The 26,611-nt window shown below is 72.8% G+C and carries 22 protein-coding genes; 15 read left to right on the plus strand and 7 right to left on the minus strand.

The genetic code is table 11. From position 1 onward, the window contains the following. The first annotated feature begins 52 nt into the window (after positions 1-52). The 6 genes from RT054_RS05470 to RT054_RS05495 all read left to right on the plus strand — a co-directional run bounded on the left by RT054_RS05470 (position 53) and on the right by RT054_RS05495 (position 7,022). Positions 53-925 (plus strand): HAMP domain-containing sensor histidine kinase, encoded by an 873-nt coding sequence (locus tag RT054_RS05470; RefSeq protein ID WP_313022485.1) that lies wholly within the window; start codon positions 53-55, stop codon positions 923-925. Then, complete coding sequence (locus RT054_RS05475) at positions 922-1,632, plus strand: response regulator transcription factor (RefSeq protein ID WP_313022486.1); 711 nt, start codon at positions 922-924, stop codon at positions 1,630-1,632. Before RT054_RS05470 ends, RT054_RS05475 begins: the two co-directional genes overlap by 4 nt. Further along, positions 1,629-2,672, plus strand: a complete 1,044-nt coding sequence (locus RT054_RS05480; RefSeq protein ID WP_313022487.1) for an extracellular solute-binding protein — start codon at positions 1,629-1,631, stop codon at positions 2,670-2,672. Before RT054_RS05475 ends, RT054_RS05480 begins: the two co-directional genes overlap by 4 nt. After that, a complete protein-coding gene (locus RT054_RS05485) occupies positions 2,669-4,360 on the plus strand; it encodes an ABC transporter permease subunit (protein ID WP_313022488.1) in 1,692 nt (563 codons plus the stop codon). Before RT054_RS05480 ends, RT054_RS05485 begins: the two co-directional genes overlap by 4 nt. Next, the gene (locus RT054_RS05490) at positions 4,357-5,475 is read left to right on the plus strand and encodes an ABC transporter ATP-binding protein (protein ID WP_313022489.1); all 1,119 of its coding nucleotides are present in this window, start codon (positions 4,357-4,359) and stop codon (positions 5,473-5,475) included. Before RT054_RS05485 ends, RT054_RS05490 begins: the two co-directional genes overlap by 4 nt. Before the next feature lie 122 nt (positions 5,476-5,597). Next, positions 5,598-7,022: an MFS transporter gene (locus RT054_RS05495; RefSeq protein ID WP_313022490.1), complete on the plus strand. Its 1,425-nt coding sequence runs from the start codon at positions 5,598-5,600 to the stop codon at positions 7,020-7,022. Between the two features lie 70 nt (positions 7,023-7,092). Here the strand turns inward: RT054_RS05495 and RT054_RS05500 are convergent, their stop codons facing one another. The 3 genes from RT054_RS05500 to RT054_RS05510 form a co-directional block, all read right to left on the minus strand. After that, a complete protein-coding gene (locus RT054_RS05500) occupies positions 7,093-8,433 on the minus strand; it encodes a universal stress protein (RefSeq protein ID WP_313022491.1) in 1,341 nt (446 codons plus the stop codon). 113 nt (positions 8,434-8,546) lie between these two features. Further along, on the minus strand, positions 8,547-9,929 hold the full coding sequence (locus RT054_RS05505; protein ID WP_312720740.1) for a tryptophanase: 1,383 nt from the start codon (positions 9,927-9,929) through the stop codon (positions 8,547-8,549). A gap of 125 nt (positions 9,930-10,054) precedes the next feature. Continuing rightward, complete coding sequence (locus RT054_RS05510; protein ID WP_313022492.1) at positions 10,055-11,305, minus strand: AAA family ATPase; 1,251 nt, start codon at positions 11,303-11,305, stop codon at positions 10,055-10,057. A 91-nt stretch (positions 11,306-11,396) separates the two neighbouring features. On the opposite strand from RT054_RS05510, the gene RT054_RS05515 reads away from it, so the two are divergent. Next, on the plus strand, positions 11,397-11,852 hold the full coding sequence (locus tag RT054_RS05515) for a hypothetical protein (protein WP_312720738.1): 456 nt from the start codon (positions 11,397-11,399) through the stop codon (positions 11,850-11,852). 103 nt (positions 11,853-11,955) lie between these two features. Here RT054_RS05515 and RT054_RS05520 read toward each other — a convergent pair whose 3' ends face one another. Next, entirely contained in the window at positions 11,956-13,938 is a 1,983-nt protein-coding gene (locus tag RT054_RS05520; RefSeq protein WP_313022494.1) for an HNH endonuclease signature motif containing protein, read from the minus strand. A 225-nt stretch (positions 13,939-14,163) separates the two neighbouring features. On the opposite strand from RT054_RS05520, the gene RT054_RS05525 reads away from it, so the two are divergent. From RT054_RS05525 to RT054_RS05535, 3 genes are all read left to right on the plus strand, one after another. Then, complete coding sequence (locus RT054_RS05525; protein WP_313022496.1) at positions 14,164-14,514, plus strand: GntR family transcriptional regulator; 351 nt, start codon at positions 14,164-14,166, stop codon at positions 14,512-14,514. Further along, positions 14,511-15,083: a hypothetical protein gene (locus RT054_RS05530; RefSeq protein ID WP_313022497.1), complete on the plus strand. Its 573-nt coding sequence runs from the start codon at positions 14,511-14,513 to the stop codon at positions 15,081-15,083. Before RT054_RS05525 ends, RT054_RS05530 begins: the two co-directional genes overlap by 4 nt. A gap of 64 nt (positions 15,084-15,147) precedes the next feature. Beyond that, positions 15,148-15,705 (plus strand): hypothetical protein, encoded by a 558-nt coding sequence (locus tag RT054_RS05535; RefSeq protein WP_313022498.1) that lies wholly within the window; start codon positions 15,148-15,150, stop codon positions 15,703-15,705. Between the two features lie 61 nt (positions 15,706-15,766). Here the strand turns inward: RT054_RS05535 and paaZ are convergent, their stop codons facing one another. From paaZ to RT054_RS05550, 3 genes are read right to left on the minus strand one after another with little or no spacing between them, the layout of a single operon-like run. Continuing rightward, a complete protein-coding gene (gene paaZ / locus RT054_RS05540) occupies positions 15,767-17,884 on the minus strand; it encodes a phenylacetic acid degradation bifunctional protein PaaZ (RefSeq protein WP_313022499.1) in 2,118 nt (705 codons plus the stop codon). Positions 17,885-17,939: 55 nt separating this feature from the next. After that, positions 17,940-18,785, minus strand: a complete 846-nt coding sequence (locus RT054_RS05545) for a 3-hydroxyacyl-CoA dehydrogenase family protein (protein ID WP_313022500.1) — start codon at positions 18,783-18,785, stop codon at positions 17,940-17,942. A 28-nt stretch (positions 18,786-18,813) separates the two neighbouring features. Then, entirely contained in the window at positions 18,814-20,028 is a 1,215-nt protein-coding gene (locus tag RT054_RS05550; protein WP_313022501.1) for a thiolase family protein, read from the minus strand. 187 nt (positions 20,029-20,215) lie between these two features. Here RT054_RS05550 and paaI point away from each other — a divergent pair, with 187 nt between their 5' ends. The 5 genes from paaI (at position 20,216) to RT054_RS05575 (ending at position 26,263) form a co-directional block, all read left to right on the plus strand. Beyond that, positions 20,216-20,785: a hydroxyphenylacetyl-CoA thioesterase PaaI gene (gene paaI, locus RT054_RS05555; protein WP_313022502.1), complete on the plus strand. Its 570-nt coding sequence runs from the start codon at positions 20,216-20,218 to the stop codon at positions 20,783-20,785. A gap of 119 nt (positions 20,786-20,904) precedes the next feature. Continuing rightward, positions 20,905-22,218, plus strand: a complete 1,314-nt coding sequence (gene paaK, locus RT054_RS05560) for a phenylacetate--CoA ligase PaaK (RefSeq protein ID WP_312720726.1) — start codon at positions 20,905-20,907, stop codon at positions 22,216-22,218. Positions 22,219-22,345: 127 nt separating this feature from the next. Beyond that, positions 22,346-22,882 carry a helix-turn-helix domain-containing protein gene (locus RT054_RS05565; RefSeq protein WP_313022503.1) on the plus strand — a complete coding sequence of 179 codons (537 nt, stop codon included), beginning with the start codon at positions 22,346-22,348 and terminating at the stop codon, positions 22,880-22,882. A 68-nt stretch (positions 22,883-22,950) separates the two neighbouring features. After that, a complete protein-coding gene (locus RT054_RS05570) occupies positions 22,951-24,477 on the plus strand; it encodes a serine hydrolase domain-containing protein (protein WP_312720723.1) in 1,527 nt (508 codons plus the stop codon). A 283-nt stretch (positions 24,478-24,760) separates the two neighbouring features. Beyond that, positions 24,761-26,263 carry a GntP family permease gene (locus RT054_RS05575; RefSeq protein WP_313022505.1) on the plus strand — a complete coding sequence of 501 codons (1,503 nt, stop codon included), beginning with the start codon at positions 24,761-24,763 and terminating at the stop codon, positions 26,261-26,263. Positions 26,264-26,611: the final 348 nt, after the last annotated feature.

Raw genomic sequence — 26,611 nt, forward strand, 5'->3', positions numbered from 1 at the left:
CGCCCCTCTTGCGGGCAGCCACGGGCCGGACGTGCTCTGCGAGACTGGCGAGGTGTCCGTCCTCGTCGCCGTCGCCGTCGTCGCCACGGGGGCTGCCGTGTGGGGTCTCGGCGCCTGGCAGCGCACCCGCCGAGAGCTCGCGGGTGCCCGCGCGGAGGCCGCCGAGGCACGGTCGCTGCTCGCCGCACGGCTGGAGCGGCCGAGCGTGTTCTCCCACGAGGTCCGCACCCCCCTCGCGCTCGTCAAGGGCGCAGCGGAACTCCTGCTGGAGGAGACGCCCGGGCCGCTCAACGACCGTCAGCGTGAGTTCGTCACGACGATCGTCTTCAACGCCGACCAGGTCGTCGGGATGGCCGAGAACATGCTCACCGAGGCGCGGATGTCGAGCCGCCTGTTCCAGCTCGACGTGGCACCGGTGGACCTGCGCGAACTCGCGCAGGACACGGTGCAGGGGCTGCGGCGCATCCACGACACCCCGATCCGCCTCGCCGGCGCGGGGCGCCCCGTCGTCGTCGAGGGCGACGCCGGTCTCCTGCGGCAGGCCCTCGTCAACGTCGTGACGAACGCGGTGCGGCACGCCGGGCCCGGCGCCACCGTCCACGTGGACGTCGGCGACCACGAGGGGCAGGCCGTCGTCGCCGTCCACGACGACGGCGCGGGGATGACCGAGGAGGAGCGCAGCGCGCTCTTCGAGCCGTTCGCGGTCGGCGACGGCTCCCATGCGGGGACCGGGCTGGGAATGATGATCACCGAGTCGATCCTCGCCGAACACCGGGGCCGGGTCCTCGTCGACACGGTGAGTGAACGCGGCACGACGGTGTTCATCACGCTTCCGTGTCGTCGTGACGACGAGGACCCCGCGGCGGATCCGGCCGAGGCGACCCGACGTCCCGACGGCACGGCCGAGAGGACGCGGGGGCGATGACGGCCGCGACCCCGGACGAGGCGCCCGTCGCGCTCGTCGTCGACGACGAACGACAGATGGTCGCGATCGTGGAATTCGCCCTGTCGACGCAGGGATTCACGTGCGTCACCGCCGGCACCGCGGAGGCCGCCTGGACGCTGATCCGGGACCGGCACCTCGACCTCGTCGTGCTCGACCGCATGCTCCCCGGAGCGAGCGGGGAGCACCTGTGCCGACGGATCCGCACGGTCTCCGACGTGCCGGTGCTCATGCTCACGGCCAAGGGCACGGAGAACGACCGTGTCGACGGCTTCCTCGCCGGTGCCGACGACTACGTCACCAAGCCGTTCTCCCCACGGGAGCTCGCCCTTCGCGCCCAGGCCCTCGTCCGACGCACCCGGGCCCGGGCGCCGGAGGTCCTCCGCAACGGCCCCCTGGTCATCGACGTCCAGGCGCGCACGACGACGTGGGCGGGGCGGACCCTGCGCCTCAGCGAGGTCGAGCAACGCCTCCTCACCGTCCTCGCGCGGCGGGCGGGTTCCGTCGTCACCTGGCGCGACCTCCTCAACGAGGTGTGGTTCACCGAGGAGACCGCCGGGGGCCACGACATGATCAAGACGACGGTCTACCGCCTGCGTCGGCATCTCGGGGAGGAGGGCGAGCGCCTCGTCCTCACCGTCCGCGGCACGGGCTACCTCATGCCCCATCTCGCCGAGGGTCACCCGTGAGGGGTCGGCGTGGGGACGGACGCCGCGTCCCCGCTCCCCGCGCGATCCTCGCCGCGGTCGTGTGCGCGGCACTCCTCGTGTGGAGTGGGACCGAGGTCGTGCGTGAGCACCGGCGCGAGTCGTTGTCGGTGCTGTGCTCGTCCGTCGAGGGCCTCTGCCGCGGCTGGGCCGCGGAGTTCACCCGCCGGACCGGCATCCCGGTGTCCACGGTCCGGCTGTCCTCGCGGGAGGCCCTCGCGCGGCTGGAGCACGGGGCCGCCGTCGACGTCGACGTCTGGCACGGAGGGCCGGCGGAGCTCTACGCCCTCGCGGCGCGTCGCGGGCTCCTCTCCCCCCACGCCACCGCCGACTCGGTGGCCATCCCGGCCGCCGACCGCGATCCGGGCGGCGCCTGGACGGGGGTGTATCGCGGCAACCTCGGATTCTGCTCCGACGCGAAGGCACTCGCGGACCTCGGCGTGGCCCCGCCGCGCTCCTGGGACGACCTGCTCGACCCCCGGCTCGCGGGTCGGGTCTCCACCCCCGACCCGGTGACGTCCGGCACCGGCACGACGATGGTCGGGGTCCAGGTCCGACGCCTGGGCGGTCCGGCTCCCGCCCTCGCCTGGCTCCGCCGCCTCGACCGCAACGTGCTCCAGTACACGCGGTCCGGCATGGCGCCCGCCGGAGCCGTCGCCCGCGGCGAGGTCGCGGTCGCGGTCACCTTCACCCAGCACTGCGTCCGGCTCGACTCCGCCCACCGTCCGCTCCTCGTCACCTACCCCCGTGAGGGGACCGGTGCCGAGGTGGGGGCGGTGGCGAGGAGTGCCTCCTCCCGGCACCCGGAGTGGGCGGCCGCGTACGTCGACTTCGCCACCTCGCGCGCCGGCCAGGAGGTGGGGCGCGCCGTCCAGGTCCCCCAACTGCCGACACGCTCCGACGTGCACGCCGACCCTCGACTCCTCCTCCCCGCCGACGTCCGCCTCCTCGTCACGTCCACGAACGACGCCGCCGGGACCGAGGCCGTCGTCGCCCGTTTCGCCACCGAGGTCCGGCCGTGACCCGTCGTCACGGCGGCCACGTGCCGATCGCCCGGATCGCCGCCCTCGCCGCGCTGTCGGCGTTCGTCGTCGCCCTTCTCGGCCCCGCCGGACTCCTCGATCCGGCGGGGATCCTCCCCCGCACGGGGATCCTCGAGCACACGCCGTTCGTCGAACGCACGGCGCTCGGCCGGGTCTGGGGCGGCAACGGGGTCGTGCTCCGCAACACCGCGGTCCTCGCCGCCCTCACCGGCGCTCTCACGACGACGGCGGCCTGGGCCGCGGCCCACTCCCACGTCCACCACGACCTCCCGGGTCGGCGTCTCGCGCACGCGTTGTGCCTGACGCCCCTCCTCCTCCCCCCGCCGACGATCGCGCTCGCCCTCCTCGCCCTCGCCGGTGGGAACGGACTCCTCACGCGTCACCTCGGCATCGAACCGATCGCCTACGGAGCCCCCGGCCTCGTCCTCGCCTCGACCTTGTCGGCGTTCCCCTACGCCTATCTCGTGCTCCTCCACGGGATCGAACTGCTCGACCCGCGGGTCGCCGAATCCGCCGCCGACCTCGGCGCCGACCGCCGCCACCTCGCTCGCCGCGAGGCGGACGCCCTTCGCCCCTCCCTCGCGATCGCCGCCCTCCTCGTCGTCTCCCACACGGTGGCGAACCTCGCCGACCCACTCGTGCTGGGTGGTGACTACGTCGTCGTCGCCACCCGACTGTTCGAGGCCGCCACGGCCGAGAACGACCTCACCGAGGCGGCCGCGCACGGCGTCGCCCTCGCGGGCCTGTGCCTGCTCACGGCCCTCGCGGCGCGACACCTCGGTGGCCGAGCCCGGCCCGTCACCCACCGCGCACCCGTTCGCCGGCACCCGCCCCGCGGCCGGGGGGCCCGGGCGGTCGTCGGCGTCCGGGTCACCGTCGCCGCGGCCGTGGCCCTCTCCCTTGCGGTCGTCCTCCTCGGCGCCGTCGGCCTGCTCGACCGCACCGGTCCCACCACAGCACACCTCCACGGCGTCCTGGCCGGGCCGTTCCGGACGGCCCTCGCCGACTCGGTCCTCGCCGGCCTCCTCGCGACCGGCATCTCCCTCCCCCTCGGTCTCGCGCTCGGTGAGCGTCTCGCCCGTGCCCGCTCGGCCCGGCCCGAACGTGTCGTCGTGCTGCTCGGCGCCGTGCCCTCGCTCGTGCTCGGCCTGCTCGCGTGGCTCGTCCTCACCCGGACGGGCTCCTCCGCGGGTCACCTCCTGCCGTCGGGGGCCTCGGTCCTCGAACGCCGGACGTGGCTGCTCCTCGTCGTCGTGCTCGTCCTCGCGTCCCTCCCGACGACGGCGACCACCGTGGCGGACGCGCTGCGGCGGCTCCCGACGGCTCCCACGAACGCGGCCCTCACCCTCGGGGCGAGCCGCTCCGACCTCCGACGCGACGTGTGGCTGCCCGCTCTGCGCGGCGTGGTCGGCGCCGAGACGGCGACGACGTTCGCCCGCTCGGTCGCCACCCTCGCACCGGTGGCGCTGCTCGCCACGAGCCGCACGCCCCTGCTGCCGGTCGAACTCGTCACCGCCGCGGAGTCCGGCCGGCTCGCCGACGCCTGCGCGATGGCGACCACCCTCGGTGTCCTCGTGGGCGTCGTGGCGATCCTCACGGCCCCCGGCCCCCCTCGCCCTCATCCCGCCCCCACCGAGACGAGAGACCCCTGGGGGGTGACCCGATGAGCGGTCGTCTCCGGGTGACGGGGGCCTCGCTGCGCTACCCGGACGCTCCCGGCGCCGCCCTGTCCGGCGTCGATCTCGACCTCCCCGGTGACGCCCTCGTCAGCGTCGTCGGGCCCTCCGGGTCCGGCAAGAGCTCGCTGCTCCGACTCGTCGCCGGGCTCGAACGGCCCTCACCGGGAACGGTCGCCGTCGACGGCATCGACATCACGACGGTCCCGGCCGGTCGGCGGCCCACCGCGATGGTCTTCCAGGAGGAGACCCTCTTCCCCGAGAGGACGGTCGCCGAGAACGTCGAATACGGACTGCTCCTGCACGACGTCCCGGCGGCTCGACGCCGGGAGCGTCTCGAGGTCGCACTGCTGCAGTTCGGGCTCGTGGCGGTGGCGGACCAGCTGCCGCACCGTCTCTCCGGTGGCCAGGCCCGCCGGGTCGCGCTGGCCCGCGCCTGGGTGCTGCGCCCCTCGGTGCTGCTCCTCGACGAGCCGCTCGCCGGCCTCGACGCGCGACTCCGCCGCCGGCTCCTCGACCTCGTCGTGCGGACGCAACGCCGCCTCGGCGGGACGGTCCTGCACGTGACCCACGACCTCGAGGAGGCCCTGTCGACCTCGGACGTCGTCGTCGTCCTCGACGGGGGTCGGATCCGTCAGGTCGGTCCACCCCGTGAGGTGTACACGAGGCCGGCGGACGCGTTCGTGGCCGACCTCACCGGGTCCGCCGGCCTGCTCGCCGTCGACGTCACCCCCACCCGGGAGGCGGCCCTCGCCCGTGTCCATCTCTGGGGCTCCGATCGCCTCGTGCCCGCCCACCCGGAGGCGGCCCGGAGCCCGCACCGGGGCACCCTCGTCGTGCGTCCCCATGCGGTCACCCTCGAACCCCTGCCCCCCACGCGGGCACGCCCGGAGATCCGTGGCGCCGTCGGCCTCGTCCAGGAGGCACGTTACGTCGGAGAGCGGTGGGAGTACGCGATCGAGACCGACGCCGGGATCGCGGTCGCCACCGGCCCCGTGACCGGGCCGATCGCGCTCGACGACCACGTCCTCCTCGAGGTCGCCGACGATGCGACGTGGCTGCTGCCACCTCCCGGGCCGAGGGGTCCGCGCCGTCCGCCCCGGTAACGCGCCTGTCACCAAGCGTCACCGAGTCCCCCTGTCCGTCACCGCCCGTGCCGTCCACGCTGAGGATGGCGACGACGCCGGCCCGGCCCGCCGCAGCCCGATGACGCCCACGGAAGAGACAGATGAGCACCACCGCGCCCGCCTCCGGGCACCCTCACACCGACCACCGCCGCTCGACGAGCTGGCTGGCGGCCCCGCCGCCCGCGCCGCGGCTCCCCCAGGACGAGATCACCGCCCGCTACCCCCGGCTCCGATTCCAGGTGTTCATGGGGATCTTCATCGGGTACGCCGGGTTCTACCTCATCCGCAACAACATCCCCCTCATCGCCAAGATCCTGCTCGACGAGGGGCACATCGACAAGGCCGGCATCGGCCTCATCGCGAACTCCGCGCTCATCGCCTACGGCCTCGCCAAGTTCTTCATGGCGATGGTGTCGGACCGGTCGAACGCGCGGTACTTCCTCCCCATCGGACTCGCCCTGTCCGCGCTCGCCAACCTCGTCGTCGCGTTCGTCCCCGCCGTGTCGGGCAGCCTCGCGATGTTCGCGATCGTCATGTTCGTCAACGGCTGGTTCCAGGGCATGGGGTGGCCGCCCTGCGGCCGGGTGCTCGTCCACTGGTTCTCGACGAGCGAACGCGGGTGGAAGACGTCGATCTGGAACTGCGCCCACAACGTCGGCGGGATGGCCGTCGGCGCCGCCGCCGCCGCGGGTCTCGCGATCACGGGCGGGGCCTGGCAGGCCGCGTTCTGGTTCCCCGCGCTCATCGCGCTGGGTGTCGCCGCCCTGGGTCTCTGGCTCATCCGGGACACCCCGGCCTCCGTCGGGCTTCCGCCCATCGAGGAGTACCGCGACGACCCCGACAAGGTGGACTCCGACACCACGGAGCTCGAGACCTTGTCGACGTGGGAGCTCGTGCGCAAGCACATCCTCACGAACCGGGCGATGGTCCTCCTCGCGTTCGCCAACGTGTTCGTCTACACCCTGCGCTACGGCGTGCTCACCTGGGCGCCGACCTACCTCTCCGAGGTCCACCACGTCTCCGTGACCAAGGGCATCGCCGGCTTCTCGCTGTTCGAACTCGCGGGCATCTTCGGCACCCTCGCGTGCGGGTGGATCTCCGACCGCATCTTCCGCGGCAACCGGTCCCGCACCGGCGTGACGTTCATGGCCGGCGTCGCGGCGTTCGTCGTCCTCTACTGGCTCGCCCCCGTCGGCACCCCGTACTGGGTGCTCATGGTCTACCTGTTCTTCATCGGCGCGTTCATCTACGGGCCCGTCATGCTCATCGGCCTGCAGGCCCTCGACATGTCGGCCAAGCACGTCGCCGGGACGGCCGCGGGCTTCACCGGCCTGTTCGGGTACGTCCTCGGCGCGACGATGGCGTCCTCCGGCGTGGGCTTCGTCGCCCAGCACTACGGGTGGGGGCCGACGTTCGCGATGCTCACGGCCTTCGCCGTCGTCGCCATCGTCCTCATCGCGCTCGTCGGGCCGGAGGAGAAGAAGCTCATCGAGGAGCACCGTCGCCGCACCGACGAGCGCCACTGAGCCGAGAGCCCTCGAGCCCCGGCACCTCCCCGACCCGCACCCGTCCCGATCGGACGGGTGCGGGTCGGGCTCAGTCCTCCACCCACGTGCCCTGGTGGTGGACCATGCGCCAGTGATCGTCGCGGCGCCAGATCGAGGTGTGGTTCGAGCGACGCCCCTGGGTGTCGAGGGTGTACGTCACCAGGACGACGCCGTCGGCGAGCTCGGTGCCGCGGAGGTTCTCGACCCCCGGAGTCTCCTGTGCCCCGTCCACCTCCTGGGCTCGCGCATGCTCGGCGATCCGCCGCGCCGTGTCGGCCCCCTTCGTGAGTTCCCCGCCGGAGCGACCGAACTCGTGGAAGTCGTCCGCGAGCAGCGCGTCGAGGCGGGCGGCGTCGCGACGACACTCCGGCGACAGGGTCTCGCGCTCCAACTCGAGCACCTCCGCGACCGCGGTGCTCCCACCGCGTCGTTCCCCGCGGGGTGCGGTGACGGCGGCCGGCTCGCCCGACCTGCGGGAGCTCGGGTCCTCGGGGACGACGACCGCCGGGCACGAGGCCCGGCCCAACAGGCGGACGCTCGTCGACCCGAACAGCACGCTGCGCAGCTCGCCCCGCCCACGCGTCCCGATCACGAGCATCGCGGCGCGGGCGGAGGCCCCGAGCAGGGCGATCTCGGCGTCTCCGCGCACGATCTGCCGGTGCACCTCGACGTCGGGATAGCGCTCCACCACCGGAGCGAGGGCGGCCTCGAGGATCTCGTCGAGGCCGCCACCGTCCACCGACTCCGCATGCAGGGCGGCCTCGGGGTCCCCACGGCGCCAGGAGTGCACGGCCACCACGGGTCGACCCTGACGACGGGCCTCGTCGAAGGCGAAGAGCGTCGCGCCGTGGTCGCTCTCGCCGTCGACGCCGAGGACGATCGGGTCGTCGTCGGTGAGGTCCTGGAACAGGTGGGACGGCACGACGGCCACGGGCCCGCGGGCGCGGGTGGTGACGTACTGCGAGATCGACCCGAGCAGCAACCCGCTCCACCCGTCCAGGCCGCGCGTCCCGAGGACGACGAGATCCGCGGTCTCCGAGGCGTCCGCCAGGACCGCGCCCGGGTGACCCGGGAGTGCCGCGCAGGAGAGCCGCAGGGCGGGCTGCTCGGCGAGCAGCTCCCGGCGACGGGCCTCGAGTTCCTCCTCGGCCGACCGTTGCGCCTCGCCGAGCAACGTGACCGGGTCCATGATCTCGGGCGCGTACAACCCGCCGATGTCCCCGGCCGAGATGCCGACCCCGAACACCCCGGCGAGGACGGCGGGCACGCCTCGACGCGCGGCGTGGGCGGCCCCCCATCGCTCGGCGGCGCGGGAGTCGGCCTCCGTCGAGCCGATCGCGGTGGCGATGACGACCTGCCCGGTGAAGTCCCGTGTGGTCTCGATGCTCATGGCGCCTCCTGTGCTCGCGGGAACGTGCGCCTCCAGTGTCTCGCGGCGAGAGGGCCCGTGGCCTCAGACCGGAGGGGTGTCGGCGCGCGTGTGACGGCCACCACCCGTGCGTCTCAGCGGTCGACGGGACGCAGCACCGAGGTGAAGTGGCGGAGGACCTTGGGTTCACGCACGATCTCGTACCCCGTGACCGAGTCGGCCCGCAGACGGACCTCGGCGAGGGCCTGGGCGATGACGTCGAGGTGGGACTGGGTGTAGACCCGGCGCGGGATCGCGAGTCGGGTGAACTCGAACGGGGCCCGGCGTTCCTCGCCGGTCTCGGGGTCGCGATCCATGAGGTAGGAGCCGATGTCGCAGCTGCGGATCCCCGCCTCGACGTAGAGCTCCATCGCGAGGGCGTGCCCGGGGTAGCGGTTCCACGGGATGTGCGGCAGAAGGCGTCCGGCATCGACGAACACGGCGTGGCCGCCCGCGGGCCGCTGGTAGGGGATCTCCGCCTCGTCGAGGCGCGCGGCGAGGTAGGCGCTCTGCCCCACCCGGTAGCGGAGGTATCCCTCGTCGAGCCCCTCGACGAGTCCGACGGCGAGGGCCGCGAGGTCGCGCCCGGACATGCCGCCGTAGGTGAGGTACCCCTCGCTGGAGATGACGAGCGACATGACGTCGGGGACGTGCTCGCCCTTCTCACGCACCCCGAGCAGCCCGCCCATGTTGGTGATCGCGTCCTTCTTCGCGCTCATCGTGAAGATGTCGGCGTGCGCGAAGAACTCGCGGGTGATCTCGCGGGTGCTCGTGTCCGCGTACCCCTCCTCGCGCTGCTGGATGAAGAAGGCGTTCTCGGCGTACCGCGCGGCGTCGATGACGACCGGGATGCCGTGGCGACGGGCGAGCTCGGCCGTGGCCCGCATGTTCGCCATCGAGACCGGCTGCCCGCCGACGGAGTTGTTCGTGATCGTCATGACGATGCCCGCGACGTTCTCGGGTCGGTACTCCTCGATGAGCGCGGCGAGCCGGTCGACGTCCATGTTCCCCTTGAACGGGGCCTCGTGGAGGGAGTCCAAGGCCTCGGGACACACGCAGTCGACCGCGCGGCCGCCGGCGAGGCCGACGTGGGCGCGGGTGGTGTCGAAGAACGTGTTGGAGATGACGTACTTGCCCGGCTCGTCGACGAGCACGGGGAACAGCACCTTCTCCGCCGCACGGCCCTGGTGGACGGGCTGGATCCACTCGTACCCGAACAGGTCACGAGCGTTCTCGAGCAGCCGGTAGTAGCTGCGCCCACCCGAGTAGGACTCGTCGGCGGTGAGCATCGCCGCCCACTGGGTGTCGCTCATCGCGTTCGTGCCGGAGTCGGTGAGCAGGTCGATGTAGACGTCGTCGGCCTTGAGGGAGAACGCGTTGTACCCGGCGGCGGCGAGCAGGCTCCGACGCTCGTCCTCGGTCGTGATCCGTAGGGGCTCGACCATCTTGATCTTGAACGGTTCGGGGATGTACTGCATGACCGCCTCCTCCTCGTCGGCGCCACCACGACGCCGGGATCGGCCGCTCCGGCAGCCGCCTGTCCCGCCAGTCTTGCCAACGGGAACCTGCGCTGCCTGTGGTTTCGCGGATTCCGTCGCTCAGGTCACCGTCGCCCCCACTCCCACGTGGGGGTCGTGAGCAGCCCCTGCCCGAGGACCCGGGTCTCGCCCAGATCCTTGACGAGTTCGATCAGTCGATGATCGGTGACCACCCCCGGTCGCGCGGCGGCGTCGACGGCATCCACCGCCTCGTCATCGCCACCGAGGGGTGCGCTCCCACTCCGGAGTCCGGGGAACCGCCCGCCGAGCGCATCGAGGAGCACCGCCGAGTGGGTGACGACGAGGACCTGGGTGCGGCGGGCGGCCTCGGCGACGAGGCGCGCGAGCGGAACGAGCAGGCTGGGGTGCAGGCTCGTCTCGGGCTCGTTGAGCACCATGAGCGGCGGCGGCTCCGGGGTGAGCAGCGCGGCCAGCCACAGCAGGTAGCGCAGCGTGCCGTCGGAGAGCTCGGCGGCACGCAACCCCCGGAGCATCCCCGGCTGCTGCAGGGCGACGTCGAACAGCCCGCCGGTCTCGACGATGCTCAGGCGGGCCCCGTCGAAGGCCTCGGCCACGTACTCCTCGACCGGGGATCGGCCGTCCTCGAGGATCGTCGCGAGGGCGGCGGCGAGGTCGGCCCCGTCGTCGGCGAGGACCGGAGTACGCGTGCCGACCCGCGGCGTGCGGGCGGGGGCGTCGACGTCGGCACGGAACCCGTCGTAGAACCGCCAGGCCCGCAGCTGCGCACGCATCGCCCACAGCTCGGGGGCGGCGGCGGGGTCGGCGTACTCGGTGAGCATGCTGCGGTGCGGAGGCAGATCGACCTCGCCTGCCTCCCATCCCTCGTCGGTCCGCCGTTCCATTCGGGCGAAGCGGCGTCGCGCCTGCGTGGTCGCGGGCCGCAGGACGCCCCCGCCGAAGACGGCCTCCCGTTTGATCTCCGGGTCGCGGAGGAAGTACGAGGCGGTTGCGGGGGTCTGCGGAGGCAGGCCGAGGTCGACGAGATAGCCGTGCTCCTCACCCGCGACGCCGAGGCGCAGCGAGACGGGCTCGGAACGCCGAGTGCCCTCGACGCGTCCGATGCGGTGGGCGCCGCCGAGCGTCTCGGGGCCTGCCCACAGCGCCGACGACAACCCTCCCTCACGGGCGAGGGAGGCGACGACCCGCCCCTGCCCGCAGTCCGCGAGCAGCCGCAGCGCCCGGTAGAGGTTGGACTTGCCGCTACCGTTGGCGCCGGTGACGACGGTGAGCCGCCCGAGCGGGACGCGGACGTCGCGCAGAGACCGATACCCGGCGACGGCGAGGACGCTGTACATGACCACGACGGTGCCCGACGCCTCCGACAGCCTTTCGCCTGAGGGTCCCTCGCCTGAGAGTCCCTCGCCTGCGCGCCCGCGGGTGTGTGCCGTGGTCGTCACGGCCGACGCGACGCACTGGCTCCTGCCGATCGACCCGGTCGCCCACGCCGCACACCTCCCGCGGGACTGGCGCACACGCCTCGACGCCACCGCCGTCTGGGAGGGCATCGGCCGCACCCAACCGATCGACCGCTGGTGTCTGCGCTCCGGGTTCCGCGCGATGCGCGCGGGTGACGTGATGTGGGCGTACCTCTCCCGTCGGCAGGAGGTGTGCGCCGTCGGTCGTGTCGAGGCGATCGAGGAGCGCTCGGCGACCGGGCAGACCCCACCGGCGCGGTTCGTGCGCGTCGCCTGGGACCCCGAGGCCACCGCCGCTCTCCTGCGGACACCGCTGTCGCGTCGGGTGTTCGGTCAGGTGCCGATGTCGACCTGCCGCGCCCGCCCCGAGGCCGCCGCGCATCTCGTCACCCACCTCGAGGCCCTGCGCCGTTTCCCCACGCCCTGACTGCAACGGGACGGACACGGACGAGCAGTAACGTCCTCGCCTCGCCGACGCGTGTCGCCGGGGCGCTCGTCGACGGACCGCAGCGAGACCGTGCGCCGAGGCGTCAGAACGGTGGTGGGCCCGCCGACCACTCGCGCCAGGGCGTGGGCGGTGACGGCCGGAGGCGGGGACGGCGAACGCGGATCCCGCGGGGCTCGGCATCGCCCTCCCACAGCCATGACGGTGGGGCGGAGTCGCCTGCCGAGAGTCCGAACGCGGTGTCGATGAGCGCCCGGACGTCGGCCTCGGCCTCCTCGACGCGGATTCCCCCGATCTCGGCCTGCCGCCGCACCCCGTCCGCCGAGAGGGCCACGGGCGCAGGGAGCACCGCCGGCCGGGTCGTCACCACCCGGCACAGGGCGTGCAGGGGCGACACCTGTGGCCCGTGTAGCGGGGACGTCGGCGCGGGATCCGTCGCCTCGCCCGAGGCGGACCCGCCACGCGACGGCTCGGCAGGCGTCGACACGTCATGGAGCCGAGCCTCGCTCCCGCGCCCGACTCCCCGCACGCCCTCATCCGGCGGGGCAAGGGCCGCGGGTGGTGCGGGCGCAGGGGATGGTGCAGGCGCACCGCCACGTGGCGGCTCGGGAGGTGCCGGGTGGGGGTGCGCGACCCGATCGGGTCGCCGACCCTGCGTCGAGGCGCCGTCGGGTGTGCGGTGGAGCCGTGGTGTCGGGTTCAGATCGCGGTGGTCCCAGGGGCTGGTGGCGTAGGTCCGCCCGGCGGGAGTGACCCACAGGATGTCCCCGTTGATCCCCGGTTCCCGCACCGAGCGCCACGTGCGTCGGGTCTTGTGGTTGTGCCCGCGACGATCCTTGGCCGACAGGTTCGATTCCGAGGACGCCCCGCCGAGGGCATGGTCGAGGTCGTGGTCGAGGTCGCACCGCCGTGCGGGTGTCACCCGTCCCGGTGCCCGGGTGATGCCGTCACGGGCGAGGACCCGCTCCCGCAGGCGGCCGGTGACGGCGTAGGAGGTGCTGGTCAGGTCGACGAGATACCCGGTCGCCGGATCGGTGACGAGACGCTGCCACACCGATCCGGCCGCCACGGCCATCTCCCGGATCACCGGCGCCGCCACCCACTCCCGGCGTCCCACCGCGTCGAGGACCCCTGGCTCCTCCACCGCCCCCAACAGGCACGCCAGCGACACGCTCACCTGCACGCGCGCCGGCGGCAACTCCCCGAGCGCCGCATGCGAGGCGGGCAACTCCCCGAAGAGCATGAGGTCCAACGCCAGGTCCGACCGCAACTGCGCGAGACTGCGCGCATCGCCCTCCCTCCGAAGACGCCGAGCGATCTCGTCGACGCGCTCGTGCGCCCCGGCCACCCGCCCTGCGTGCCCGGTCACGGTGAACCGGCCGGTGCCCTCCTCGTGGTCGAGTACCGCCCACGTGCACCGATCTGCCAACGCCGCGCGGTGACGCCGCCGCGAGGTGGAGTGCCTGGCCACCTGACGAGCCAGGCGGGCCGTGAAGACCGGCTGTGGCACGAGCAATCCCCCGACGCCGTGGACACTGCGCGCGGGGTACGGCGCCGTGAGCGCCTCCACGATTCCGGGCACCACCTCCGGCGACAGGAGCGAGACCGCCGAGAACACCTGCATCGCCCGCGCCCAGGACACCTCACCCCGAGCCAGGGCAGCCACGATCGGTCGAGCATGCTCGGGGTCCCCGACCACCATGGCGCGCCGCACATGCGCGGCCCGCGCACCGATGCCCGTGGCCAACGCGATCTCGTCCTCCAGCCCGGCGTGCACCTCGGCCCGATGCAGCTTCCCCGCGCGCGTGGCCCCACCGGACTCACCGGGCTCGACCGATGCGGGCGCCACGACCTCCCCAGATGCCTCCTCACGGGCGAGGACCAGCCGCTCGGTCAACGACACCGCCCGCGCCGCGAGCCAGGCGGTGAGCCGCTCGAGGTTCTCCATCTCGGCGAGGAGCTCCTCCTCCGACAGGCCCTCGAACACCTCGGCCGGAATCTCTCGCCCGACACCCCAGTGCGGCGGCGGGGTCAGGACCGCCACCGGGCCGAGATCAGCTGCCACCATGACCCTGCACCCCCTCGCACACAGATTCGATCCCATCCTCGTTGACTAGCTCGATTCTATCGAACCAATGGACGCCGCACCAGTGCTCCACAGGCTTGTCTCGAACTCGCTTACGATGCCATGGCGATCCATGCCATCGCCCCGTGAGCGACACCGACATCCACCGCGACATCGACGCTCAAGCAGAGTCTTGTTCTATGAAAACTAGAGCAATAAGCTGAGATCGTGATCCTCACCATCGACCCGCGCGCACCACGCACCCTGCACGAACAGCTCGTCACCGGGTTGCGGGGCGCGATCGCGCGCGGCGAGGTCGGCGTCGGCGAACGCCTGCCCGCGGCCCGAGACCTCGCCGAGTCGCTCGACGTCAACGTGCACACCGTCCTCAAGGCGTATGCGGAGCTGCGCGACGCCGGGCTCATCCATCTGCGACGAGGTCGCGGCGCGATCGTCGTCGCCGCGCCGGAGACCGCGGCCGTGGCCCGCGCGGTCCACGACCTCCTCGACGCCGGACGGCGCGCCGGCCTCACCCTCGACGACCTCCACCGACACCTCGACGAAGGAGCTGCACGATGAAGCACACCACCGCCCTCATTCTCGGCGCCGTCGCGGGCGCCGCCGCCGCGGTGTTCCTCCCCCGCGGCCTCGACGACCACCGCCCCGCCGAGCCCCTCGACGTCGACCTCGACGACGTGCGTGCGGTCGTCGCCACCGACGGTTCGCTGGCGCCGTGGGCCCTCGGCACGCTCGGCGCCGGCAGCGGGGCCCTCCTCGCCCGCGCGATGGCCGGGCCGCGCCGGCGCGACGCCGTCGGGGCGGCGATCATCGGCCTGCTCGCGGCGGCACTACGCAGGGTGGGCGTCGTCGTCGGCAGCCACGGGGTCACGGTGACCTGCGGCCTCCCCGCACTCCGGGGGCAGATCCCCTATCGCGTGATCCGCTCGGCCCGGGCGGTCACCGTCACCGCGGCGGAGTTCGGCGGGCTCGGAGTGCGCTGGTCACCGGAGCGTGGCGCCGACCTCATCCTCCGCTCCGGCCCCGCCCTCACACTCGACCTCGACCGCGGGCCCTTCACGATCTCCGTCGACGACCCCACCGACGCCGCCGCGCTCATCACCCGCCACCTGGGGCACGCCCGACGCTGAGTCACCGCCGCAACGACACCGGTGGAACGGCCGAGGGACTCGCGGAACCGTCCTACGCTGAGCCATGCGGTCAGAGCGGGTGCTGGGACTCCCGACGCGGGCGGCGGCGATCCTTCCGGTGATCCTCGTGCTGTCGGCCGGGTGCGCGGCGCCGGGATCGCCCGCCCCCGCCCCAACGTCACCGCACCGCACGCCCGTCCCCCCGGTGACGACGAGCATCTCCCCCTCCACGCCGGCCGTCCCCGCCCTGCCGACGGGGAGCGAGTACGACGCAGCCGTACGGAGCACGAGCCCGCATCTCCTGCCCACCGACCTCGTCTGGGCCGGGTCGGCACGAAGCGGCGATCGCCCCGGCACCCTGCGCATTCCGGCAGGCTCCACGGTCGAGGTCCATTTTCTGTGCCGAGGCCCGGGCGCGGTCGAGATCAGCCTTCATCACGGCAGCACCCGCGTCTTCTGGGTGATGACGGATGAGTGCGGCAGCGGCAACGAGTACAGCGGGTCGAAGAACTTCGGCGGCCTCGCCACCACCGCGATCTGGAGCGTCGATGTCAGTGGCGGGGCCGACGCCGTTCTCGCCGCGTACCTGTCGGAGACCGACCCCGCCCGCCAGACCCCGTGATGCCGCGCCGCGTCCGACGACCGACTCGCGCGCCGTACCGACGTCCCCGCCTCGTCGAGCCTCACCCCACCGAAGGGGTGGGCCACTCCTTGGCGACGAGGGTGAGGACGTCGTAGGTCGCGACGATCTCGTCGTTCTGGTTGTAGAGCGTCGTGTCCCAGGCGACCTCGCCGTACTCGTCGGTGACGCGGGGGGTGATCCGCTTGGCGACGAGTTCGACGCGGATCGCGTCGCCCGCGGCGACGGGGGTGACGAACCGGAGGTGGTCGAGGCCGTAGTTCGCGAGGACGGGCCCGGGGTCGGGGTTGACGAACAGCCCGGCCGCCCAGGAGACGAGCAGATAGCCGTGGGCGACGATGCCCAGGAAGAACGGGTTGGCCGCGGCGGCCTCCTCGTTCGTGTGGGCGTAGAACGTGTCGCCGGTCTCGGTGGCGAAGGCGGAGATCTCCTCCAGGCTCACTTCGCGCAGGTCCGAGACGAGGGCGTCCCCGACGCGCAGCTCGGTGAGGGCCTTGCGGAAGGGGTGGACGTGCTCGGGTGAGCCGCCGAAGCGTTCGCACCCGGCGGCCTGCTTCGGCGCCCCCTTGTGCCACACCCCGGTGATCGCCGTGAGCATCGCGGGCGACCCCTGGATCGCCGTGCGCTGCATGAGGTGCTTGATGGCCCGGACGCCGCCCAGCTCCTCACCGCCGCCGGCACGCCCCGGCCCGCCGTGGACGAGGTGCGGCACGGGCGACCCGTGACCCGTCGAGGTCTTCGCGTCCTCCCGGTTGAGGGTGAGGACGCGACCGTGGTGCCCGGCGATGCCGGTGACGAGCGTGCGGGCGACGTCGGGGTCGTTCGTGCACACCGTCGCGACGAGCGAGCCGGCGCCGCGGGCGGCCAGACGCACGGCGTCGTCGAGATCGCTGTACCCGATGACGCAGGTCACGGGCCCGAACGCCTCGAGCGAGTGGACGAGGTCGGCATCCGCGTCGTCGAAGGTGAGGACGACGGGCGACATGAACGCCCCGTCCTCGACGACACCGCGAGACCCGTCGGCGCGGAGCACCTCGGGGGCCTCGAGCGAGCCGTGCGGCCGGCCGCCGGCGTCGATGAGTCGCTGCACACCGGACCGCACGGAGTCGAGTTGCTCGAGCGAGACGAGGGCGCCCATCGTCGTGCCGTCGGCCCGGGGGTCGCCGAGCACGATCTTCTGGTCGATCTTCTCGCGGACGGCCCGGGCGACGTCCTCGACGCGGTCGCGGGGCACGATGACCCGGCGGATCGCCGTGCACTTCTGCCCGGCCTTGGCGGTGATCTCGACCATGACCGACGTGACGAACGCGGCGAACTCCGGCGTGTCCGGCGTCGCGTCCGGGCCGAGGATCGCGGCGTTGAGGGAGTCGGCCTCGGAGATGAACCGCACCCCGCCCTCACGGACGCGGGGGTTCTCGCGGAGGGCGTGCGCGGTCGTCGCCGACCCGGTGAAGGCGAGCGCGTCGCGGTAGTCGAGGTGGGAGAGCAGATCGACGGCGTCGCCGGAGACGAGCTGCAACGCCCCCTCGGGCACGAGACCGGACTCGAGCATCATCCGCACGCACGCCTCGGCGAGGTATCCGGTCTGCGGGGCGGGCTTGACGATGCTCGGCACCCCCGCGACGAGCGCGGGCGCGAACTTCTCGAGCATCCCCCACAGGGGGAAGTTGAAGGCGTTGATCTGCACCATGACCCCGGGCAACGGGGTGAGGACGTGCTCACCGAGGAAGCTGCCGTCCCGCGAGAGCACCTCGACCGGTCCGTCGATGACGACGTTGGCGTTCGGCAGTTCGCGGCGCCCCTTGGAGGACATCGTGTAGAGGACACCGATGCCGCCGTCGACGTCGATCATGTTGTCCCGCTTGGTCGCTCCCGTGCGGAACGAGAGCTCGTAGAGCTCGTCCTTGCGGGTCTCGAGGTACTGGGCGAGCTGCTTGCAGACGAGGGCCCGCTCGTGCAGGGTCATGCGGGCGAGCGCGGCGTGTCCGACCGTGCGGGCGTGCTCGATCACCGCGGCGACGTCGAGCCCGTCGGCGCTCACGCGCGCGATCTCCTCACCGGTGGCGGCATCCCGCACCGGGCTGCCCTGCGCATCCTGCGGGGTCCACCATCCTCCCTGCACGTAGCTGGGGACGATCGGGGCCGTGGTCGTGCTCGACATTGCTGACTTCCTCGTCATCGATGGTCGGGTCGGGTGCGGGAGGCGACTGCCGATGTCACCAGTCGTAGAAGCCCTTGCCGGTCTTGCGGCCGAGGTCACCCGCGGCGACCTTGTCGCGCAGGATCTGCGGCGGGGCGAAGCGCTCCCCCAGCTGGGAGGCGAGGTACTCGGCGATGTGGAGGCGCACGTCGAGGCCGACGATGTCGGTCGTCCTCAGCGGCCCGCTCGGGTGCTTGTAGCCGAGTTCCATCGCGGCGTCGATGTCCTCGGCGGAGGCGACGCCCTCTTCGACCATCCGCATCGCCTCGAGCGCGAGGAACACCCCGAGGCGCGAGGAGGCGAATCCGGGCGCGTCGGCGACGACGATCGGCGTCTTGCCGATGCCCTCGACCCACCCCCGCGCGTCGGCGACGAGGGAGTCCTCGGTGCCCTCACCGACGACGATCTCGACGAGCGAGGACGCCGGGACGGGGTTGAAGAAGTGCAGCCCGATGAACCGCTGGGGGCGGGAGAGTCGCGAGGCGATCGCGTCGATCGACAGCGACGACGTGTTCGTCGCGAGTGCGGCGCCCGCGTCGATGACGCCCTCGGCGGCGGCGAGCATCTCGGCCTTGAGGTCGAGGTCCTCGGGGACCGCCTCGACGACGAGGTCACACCCGGCGAGGTCCTCGATCGAGGAGGAGAGGGTCGTGCGCTCGAGGGCGACGTCGAAGTTGTCGAGGACGCCGCGTTCGACCGAGGCGAGGAGGTTGCGTTCGAGCCGCTCACCGGCGGTCGCCGCCGCGGCGGGGTCGCGTTCGACGACGACGGCGCCCGCGCCCTTGACGAGGAACGCGTGGGCGATGCCGACGCCCATGCGGCCGCCGCCGAGGACACCGACGCGGGTGGGAAGTGCAGACATGAGGGGCCTTTCGTCGGGCGGTCGGGGCTCAGACGCGTTCGAGCAGCAGGGCGGCGCCCTGGCCGACCCCGACGCACATCGTCGCGAGGCCGCGCCGGGCGTTCTCGGCCTCCATCCGCCGCAACAGCGTGACGGTGAGGCGGGATCCGGAGGATCCGAGAGGGTGGCCGAGCGAGATCGCACCGCCGTCGCGGTTGACGATCTCGGGGTCGAGCCCGAGACGCCGCAGGCAGGCGAGGGATTGGGAGGCGAAGGCCTCGTTGAGCTCCACGGCGCCGAGGTCACCGACCGACCACCCGGCCATGCCGAGGGCCTTCTCGGTCGCGGGCACCGGCCCGATGCCCATGATCTCCGGGGGGCAGCCGGCGGCGCTCCCGGTGACGACGCGCGCGCGAGGGGCGAGTCCGAACTCGGCGACGGCCTTCTCGGAGGCCACGAGGACCGCCGACGCGCCGTCGTTGAGCGTCGAGGCGTTGCCCGCGGTCACGACGCTGCCACCCTTGACGACGGGGCGGAGCTTGGCGAGGACCTCGGTGGTCGTGCCGGGGCGCGGCCCCTCGTCGGTGTCGACGACGTGCTCGCCCTTGCGGGTCTTCACGGTCACCGGGACGATCTCCTCGGCGAGACGACCGGCCTCCTGGGCCGCGATCGCGAGCGCGTGGGAACGGACGGCGAACTCGTCGCAGTCCTCGCGGGACACACCGTCGACGCGGGCGACCTCCTCGGCCGTCTCCGGCATGGAGAACGTCATCGTGCCGTCGCGGTCGAGGTCGCCACCGGCGGCGAACCGGGGGTTGACGAACCGCCACCCGAGGGAGGAGTCGAAGATCTCTCCCGGCTTGGCGTAGGCCGACTCGGGCTTGGCGAGCACCCAGGGCGCGCGCGACATCGACTCGACACCCCCGGCGACGACGAGGTCGGCGGCACCCGCGGCAATCATGTGCGAGGCGAGCGTGATCGCCGACAGCCCGGAGGCACAGAGGCGGTTGACCGTGAGACCGGGGACGGTGTCGGGCATCCCCGCGAGGAGCGCGGCCATGCGGGCGACGTTGCGGTTCTCCTCCCCCGCGCCGTTCGCGTTGCCGAGGATGACCTCGTCGACGCGGGCCGGGTCGGCGCCCGTGCGGGAGAGCAGTTCGGAGACGACGAGTGCCGCGAGGTCGTCGGGGCGGACGCCGGCGAGGGCTCCTCCGTATCGACCCACGGGAGTACGAACTCCACCGACGAGGAATGCCTCGGCCACGCTCAGCCCCTTTGCTCTGCGGGTAGGACGTTCCGGGGCACTCGGGGCGCGGCGGGATTCCGAGATGGGCAGCGCGCATGGTGAATTACCGACCGGACGTTCACCTACACTTTCACGGTGTCGCGCGGAGGGTCAACCTCGTGCGGGACCGCCACGACGAGCAGCGATCGGACGCGAAGGAGCGCCCATGACCGCACATCACCGGGACGACACCGCCCCGGAACGACGCACCGAGCCCGGGTCGAGCTCCGACGTCGTCGAGGTGGACCTGTCCGCCTTCGGCCCGGAGGTGGAGAACGCCCGGGCGATGTGGGCGGCCGACCCCGCCTCCGCGGCGCTCGGGATGCGTGCGGTCGAGGTGTCCCTCTCGCCCGCGCCGGAACCCGCCCCGGAGTCCACCTCGCGGTCCCCCGGGTCCGCACCGGGGCGCCTCGGCCGCGCCCTCGTGCGCATGCAGGTCGACCGGCGCATGGTCAACGGCCACGAGATCTGCCATGGCGGCTACCTCTTCACCCTCGCCGACTCCGCCTTCGCGCTCGCCTGCAACGCCTCGGGCCGCCCGACCGTCGCGGCCGGCTGCGACATCGACTTCCTCGAACCGGTGCGCCTCGGTGAGGTGCTGTTCGCCTCCGCCACCGAACGGGTCGTCCGAGGTCGCAGCGGCCTCACCGACGTCACCGTCACCCGAGAGTCCGACAACCGGGCCGTCGCGGAGTTCCGCGGCCGCTCGCGTGCCCTCCCCCCGCCACGCACCTGACCGCCCCTGCGCGCCCCATGCCCACCCCCGTCCGGTCCCCCGAATCCGATGACCGACACCGCCTTACCCGGCACCACCCGCTCGACGCCGTGTCCACGCCCGATCGAAGGAGATCGCCCGTGTCCCTCCCTCAGACCGACTCCCGCCCCGACCTGTACGACGACGCCGAGCGGTGGTCGATCGACGAGCTGCGCGCCCGCCAGCTCGAGCGCCTCCAGGCCACGGTGACCGCCTCGTACGAGCACGTGCCGCACTACCGCGCGCAGTTGGAGGAGCGCGGCGTCCATCCGAGCGACATCCGCAGCCTCGACGACATCCGCCTGCTGCCCTTCACGTCGAAGAACGATCTCCGCGACAACTACCCGTTCGAGATGTTCGCGGTGCCGCGCGAACAGGTCGTGCGCGTCCACGCCTCCTCGGGCACGACGGGCCGGGCGACGGTCGTCGGATACACCAAGAACGACATCACGACGTGGGCGACGCTCGTGGCCCGCTGCATCCGCGCCGCGGGCGGACGTCCGGGCGACATCGCGCACGTCTCCTACGGGTACGGGCTGTTCACCGGCGGACTCGGCGTGCACTACGGCGCGGAACACCTCGGCTGCACGGTCGTACCCGCCTCGGGCGGCAACACCGAGAAGCAGATCCAGCTCATCACCGACTTCCGACCCCGGGTCATCTTCATCACCCCGAGCTACTTCCTCGCGATGCTCGACGTCATGGAGCAGATGGGGGTCGACCCCAAGGAGACGTCGCTGGAGATCGGCGTGTTCGGCGCCGAGCCGTGGACGCAGGCGATGCGCAAGGAGATCGAGGAGCGCGCGAACATGCACGCGACCGACATCTTCGGGCTCTCCGAGCTCATGGGGCCCGGCGTGGCGCAGGAGTGCGTCGAGTCCAAGGACGGCCTGCACCTGTGGGAGGACCACTTCTACCCGGAGATCGTCAACCCCCTCACCGACGCGCCCGTCGAGGACGGCCAGACCGGGGAGCTCGTGCTCACGTCCCTCACCAAGGAGGCCATGCCGATCCTGCGCTACCGCACCCGCGATCTCACCCAGCTCCTGCCCGGCACGGCGCGTCCCGCGTTCCGGCGGATGGCCAAGATCACCGGTCGCACCGACGACCTCATGATCGTCCGCGGGGTCAACGTGTTCCCCACCCAGATCGAGGAGATCATCCTCGAGATCGACGGTCTCACACCGCATTTCCAGTGCGTTCTCACCCGCCCCGGACGCATGGACGAGCTGACGATCAAGGTCGAGGCGGCGCCGCGCGCCGAGACGTCGGCCTACGAGGGCATGGCGAGCATCGTGCGCGCGCAGGTGAAGTCCCGGATCGGCACGAGCGCGAGGGTGGAGGTCGTCGGCGAGGGCGGCATCGAACGGTCGGTGGGCAAGGCGCGCCGCATCGTCGACCAGCGCAACCTCTGAACGACCACACCCCTTCATCGACGGGGCCGTCGGCGGCTCGATCGTGCTGCCGGCGGTCCCGCGGTGTGTCCCACACGGCTCGCCCCCACCCCTTGATCGTTTCTACGTTTGTGCGTACTTTCGTGGGGTGAGTGATGTCGAGTCCCGAGTCGCCGCCCTCGAACGCGCCGTCGCGGCCCTCCAGCAGGACCAGGCGCGAGCGGGGCCGTCCGAGAGCACCGAGGGGCACGGCCCGTCCTCGGGCGACGGGGGCACGGACGCGGGCGACCGGTTCTGGATGCTGGAGGGACTGCGCGCCCGCCACCCCGCGGGAGCCGTGGGGTTCGCCGGACACGTGCGCGTGGCCGCCGGCGAGGCGCACTGGCAGTGGGGGCGCGACCCTCAGGATCTCCTGTCCCAGGACTGGGACGACGCCGCCACGGTGCTCGCCGCCCTCGGGCACCCCGTCCGACTCCAGCTCCTGCGTCTCGTCCTCACCGGCACCTCGACGACCTCCGCCCTCACCGAGGCCGAGGGCCTCGGCACGACCGGGCAACTCCACCACCACCTGCGTGCCCTCGTCGCGGCGGGGTGGTTGGCCTCGGCCGGGCGGGGACGCTACGAGGTCCCCGCTCAGCGCATCGTGCCCCTGCTCGTCGTTCTCACCGCGACCCTGCCCGCCTGACCAGCGCCCCCTCGCAGCCCCGGACCGACACCCCGACGCCCACCCGGAACGAGACCGAAAGGCCCGCCATGCCTGCGAATCCCGTCACCGCACTGAGCCCCTCGCCGACACCCTCGGACTCCCGCCCCCGCATGCTCGCGATCCTCGGGGCGGTCCTCGCCGTGACGATCGTGCTCGGCGCGCTCGTCGGCGTCGCCCTCGGCCCACGGACCCACCTCGGGGAGGAGAGCACCGGCGACCCCCGCCTCGTCGCCGACGTCGCCGCCGCCGTCGGCGACGGACGCGGACGGCAGACCCTCTCGGTGGCCCGCGTCGAGAACGGGCAGACGACCTACGCGGGCCTCGGGGTGCTCGGCGACGACGACAGCGCGGCGAGTTCGCCGGGCCCGGACACCGTCTACGAGCTGGGGTCCATCACGAAGACGTTCACGGGAATGCTCCTCGCCGACGCTGTCGAGCGCGGTGAGATGAACCTCGACGCGCCACTGTCGACGTATCTGCCCGAGCTCGCCGGAACACCCGCGGGAACGGTGACACCCCGACACCTCGCGACCCACACCTCCGGGCTGCCCCGACTGCCGTCCACGATGGGCCTCGGGGGCGCGCTCACCGCGGTCCGGGGCGGAGATCCCTACCGGGCCCAGACCCCCGAGGACGTCATCGCCGCCGCGCGGGAGGAGACGCTCGAGTCCCCCGGCACGTTCGCCTACTCCAACCTCGGCATGGCTCTGCTCGGTCACGCGGAGGCCCGCGCCGCCGGGCAGGCCACCTGGGCCGAACTCGCCCGAGCCCGACTCTTCACGCCCCTGCGGATGACCTCGACCTCGATCGTCGACGGCGACGACGCCGACCAACCGTGGGTGGCGACCCCCCACCGGGCGAACGGGCGCGTCGTCGGGGCGTGGGCCTCACCCGGCAACGACCCCGCGGGATCCTCGACGCGCACCACCGCCGCCGACATGGCGAGGTTCGCCGAGGCGGTCATCGCCGGGACGGCGCCGGGGATGGACGCCGTCACCCCGCTCGTCGACACCGGCGACGGAGGTCGGATCGGCCTCGCCTGGTTCACCGTCCCCGTCGAGGGCGGCTCCGCCCTGTGGCACAACGGCGGGACCGGCGGGTCGAGCTCGGCACTCGCGATCGACCGGGCGGCCAGGACTGCGGCCGTGGTGCTGTCCAACTCCGACACCTCCGTCGACGACATCGCCCCGGCGCTCCTCCACCGCACGGCACCGCACCCGGCATCGCCACCGACCAGCCCGGGGACCTGGCTGCCGATCGCCGTCGCCGCGCTGCTCCTCGTGTCGGCCTGGTGGCGGGGCTGGCGGGCCTCGTCACGGCTGAGTCTGTTCGGCGCGGTGGCCGACACGATGACGGCCGCGATCGTGGCCCGCGTCCTCGGCCCGTGGCACGTCCTGCCGGTGTGGCTGCTCGGGTCGCTGCTCGCGTGCGCGTTCGTGGGGGCGGTGTTCGCGCTGCTCCGGATGCGGCAGGCGCCGACGTGGCCGCCTCAGCGGAGGGTGCCCGCCGTCCTCGACGTCGCGGTCTCCCTGCTCCTGCTCGGGCTGGCGCTCCTCCTCCTCGTGGCCCCGTGAGGCAGCGCGGCGGGTCGCGGGCCGCACGGGAGTCGTGAGCCGGCGCGGCAGGAGACGGCGCGGCGCGGCCGGTGGCGGGGCGTTCCCGAGGAAGTGAGGAGGCAGCTCCCCCCGCCCACGGGCCCTCGCCCCCCTACACTTCAGGACGATCCGGCAGCGTCCCGACGACGGGCGACCCCCTCGTGGCGCCGCGGCGGCCTCACCATCGGCCGAGCCCCCGACCCGTCCGACCCCTCCGGCCCGGCGCGGTCGGCCGCCCCACCGCCTCGACGAAGGAGACGCCTTGGCGACGCTCGGTCTCATCGGAATCATCGCCTCGCTGGCGCTGCTCATCGGTTTCGCCTACCGCGGCATCAACGTCATGTTCCTCGCGCCGCTCTGCGCCCTGTTCGCGGCCATCATCGCGGGCGCCCCCGTCCTCGCGACCTACACGCAGGTGTTCATGCCCGCGCTCGGCAAGTTCGTCGTCTCCTACCTGCCGATCTTCATGTTGGGGGCGCTGTTCGGAAAGCTCATGGACGACTCCGGGGCCGCCCGTCGGATCGCCGACTCGATCGTCGGGTTCCTCGGCCCCCAGCGGGCCGTCCTCGCGATCGTGCTGTCCTGCGCCGTGCTCACCTACGGCGGCGTCACGCTGTTCGTCGTCGCCTTCGCCATCTTCCCCATCGCGGCCGAGCTCTTCCGGCAGGCCGACATCCCCAAGCGGCTCATCCCGGCCGCGATCGCCCTCGGGTCGTTCACGTTCACGATGACGGCCCTCCCCGGCAGCCCGACGATCCAGAACGCGATCCCCTCCCCCTACTTCGGCACGACGACCTTCGCCGCCCCCGGCCTCGGCGTCATCGCGGGCGTCATCATGTTCGGCGGTGGCATGCTCTGGCTGACGCGCCGGGCCCACTCGGCCCGCGACTCCGGCGAGGGCTACGAGGACGGCCCCCTCATGTCCCCGCCCCCACGCACCGGGCACCGCGTCCACGACAGGCTGGCGGCCGGCGAGGCCCACACCGACCCCACCCACCACGGACTCGAGGCTGGCCCGGACCGGGGCCGCAGCGTCGCCGTCGAGGCTCCCCCGGCGTCCGCCACCATGCCGGCGGCCCTCGCGTACACCCCGGTCGTCATCGTCATCGCCGTCAACTGGGTCATGGTCAACCTCGTCCTGCCGCGCCTGGACACCTCCTACCTCGCCGAGAAGGCCTACGGCGGGGTCGCGCTCAAGGACGTCCAGGGCATCTGGGGCATCATCGTCGCCCTCGTCGTCGCCATCGCGTTCGTCCTCGTCGTGCACCGGCGCCGGTTCGCCGACGCGCAGCAGTCGCTCAACGAGGGCACCCTCGGCTCGATGCTGCCGATCTTCAACACCGCCTCCGAGGTCGGGTACGGCGCCGTCGTCTCCTCGCTGCCGGCGTTCGCGATCATCCGCGACGCCGTGCTCGGGGTGAGCCCCAACCCGCTCATCTCGACGTCGGTGTCGGTCAACGTCCTCGCCGGTATCACCGGCTCCGCCTCCGGTGGCATGAGCATCGCCCTCCAGGCCCTCGGCGCCGACCTCGCCGCCCGCGCCCAGGCCGACGGCATCAGCATGGAGCTCATGCACCGCATCACGACCCTCTCCTCCGGTGGCATGGACGCCCTGCCGCACAACGGCGCGGTCATCACCCTCCTCGCCGTCACCGGACTCACCCACCGACAGTCCTACAAGGACATCGGCGTCGTCGCCGTCGTCATCCCCGTCCTCGCGATCATCGTGGTCATCGCCCTCGGCACGATGTTCGGGTCGTTCTGAGGCCTCGTCTCACCGCCGCTCGAGGAAAGCCGGCGACGGGGTCGAGCAACGTGGCGGGATCAGGGTCGCGACCCCGAGTCGGCGCCCCGGCACCACCGCCGCCATCACCACGGTGACCGCCGGCGCGTGCTGAGGTCAGCAGTCATGGCGTGTCGGCGATGTCGGTGGAGGCGCTCCGGTCAGGCATGCGCAGTGCAGCCAGCGCCGGTCGCCGTTCTGGGCGTCATGCCGCGTACCCGCGTATGGGTCCGTCGAGTGTGGGTCCGTCGCGGTGATCGGGTGGTCGCCAGCGTACGGGGGTGCCGGGCCCCTCGGGTGGTCCGTCGAGGGTGCCGATGAGCCGGTCGC

It is taken from the genome of Mobilicoccus sp. (genome assembly GCF_032060985.1).
Classification (GTDB): domain Bacteria; phylum Actinomycetota; class Actinomycetes; order Actinomycetales; family Dermatophilaceae; genus Mobilicoccus.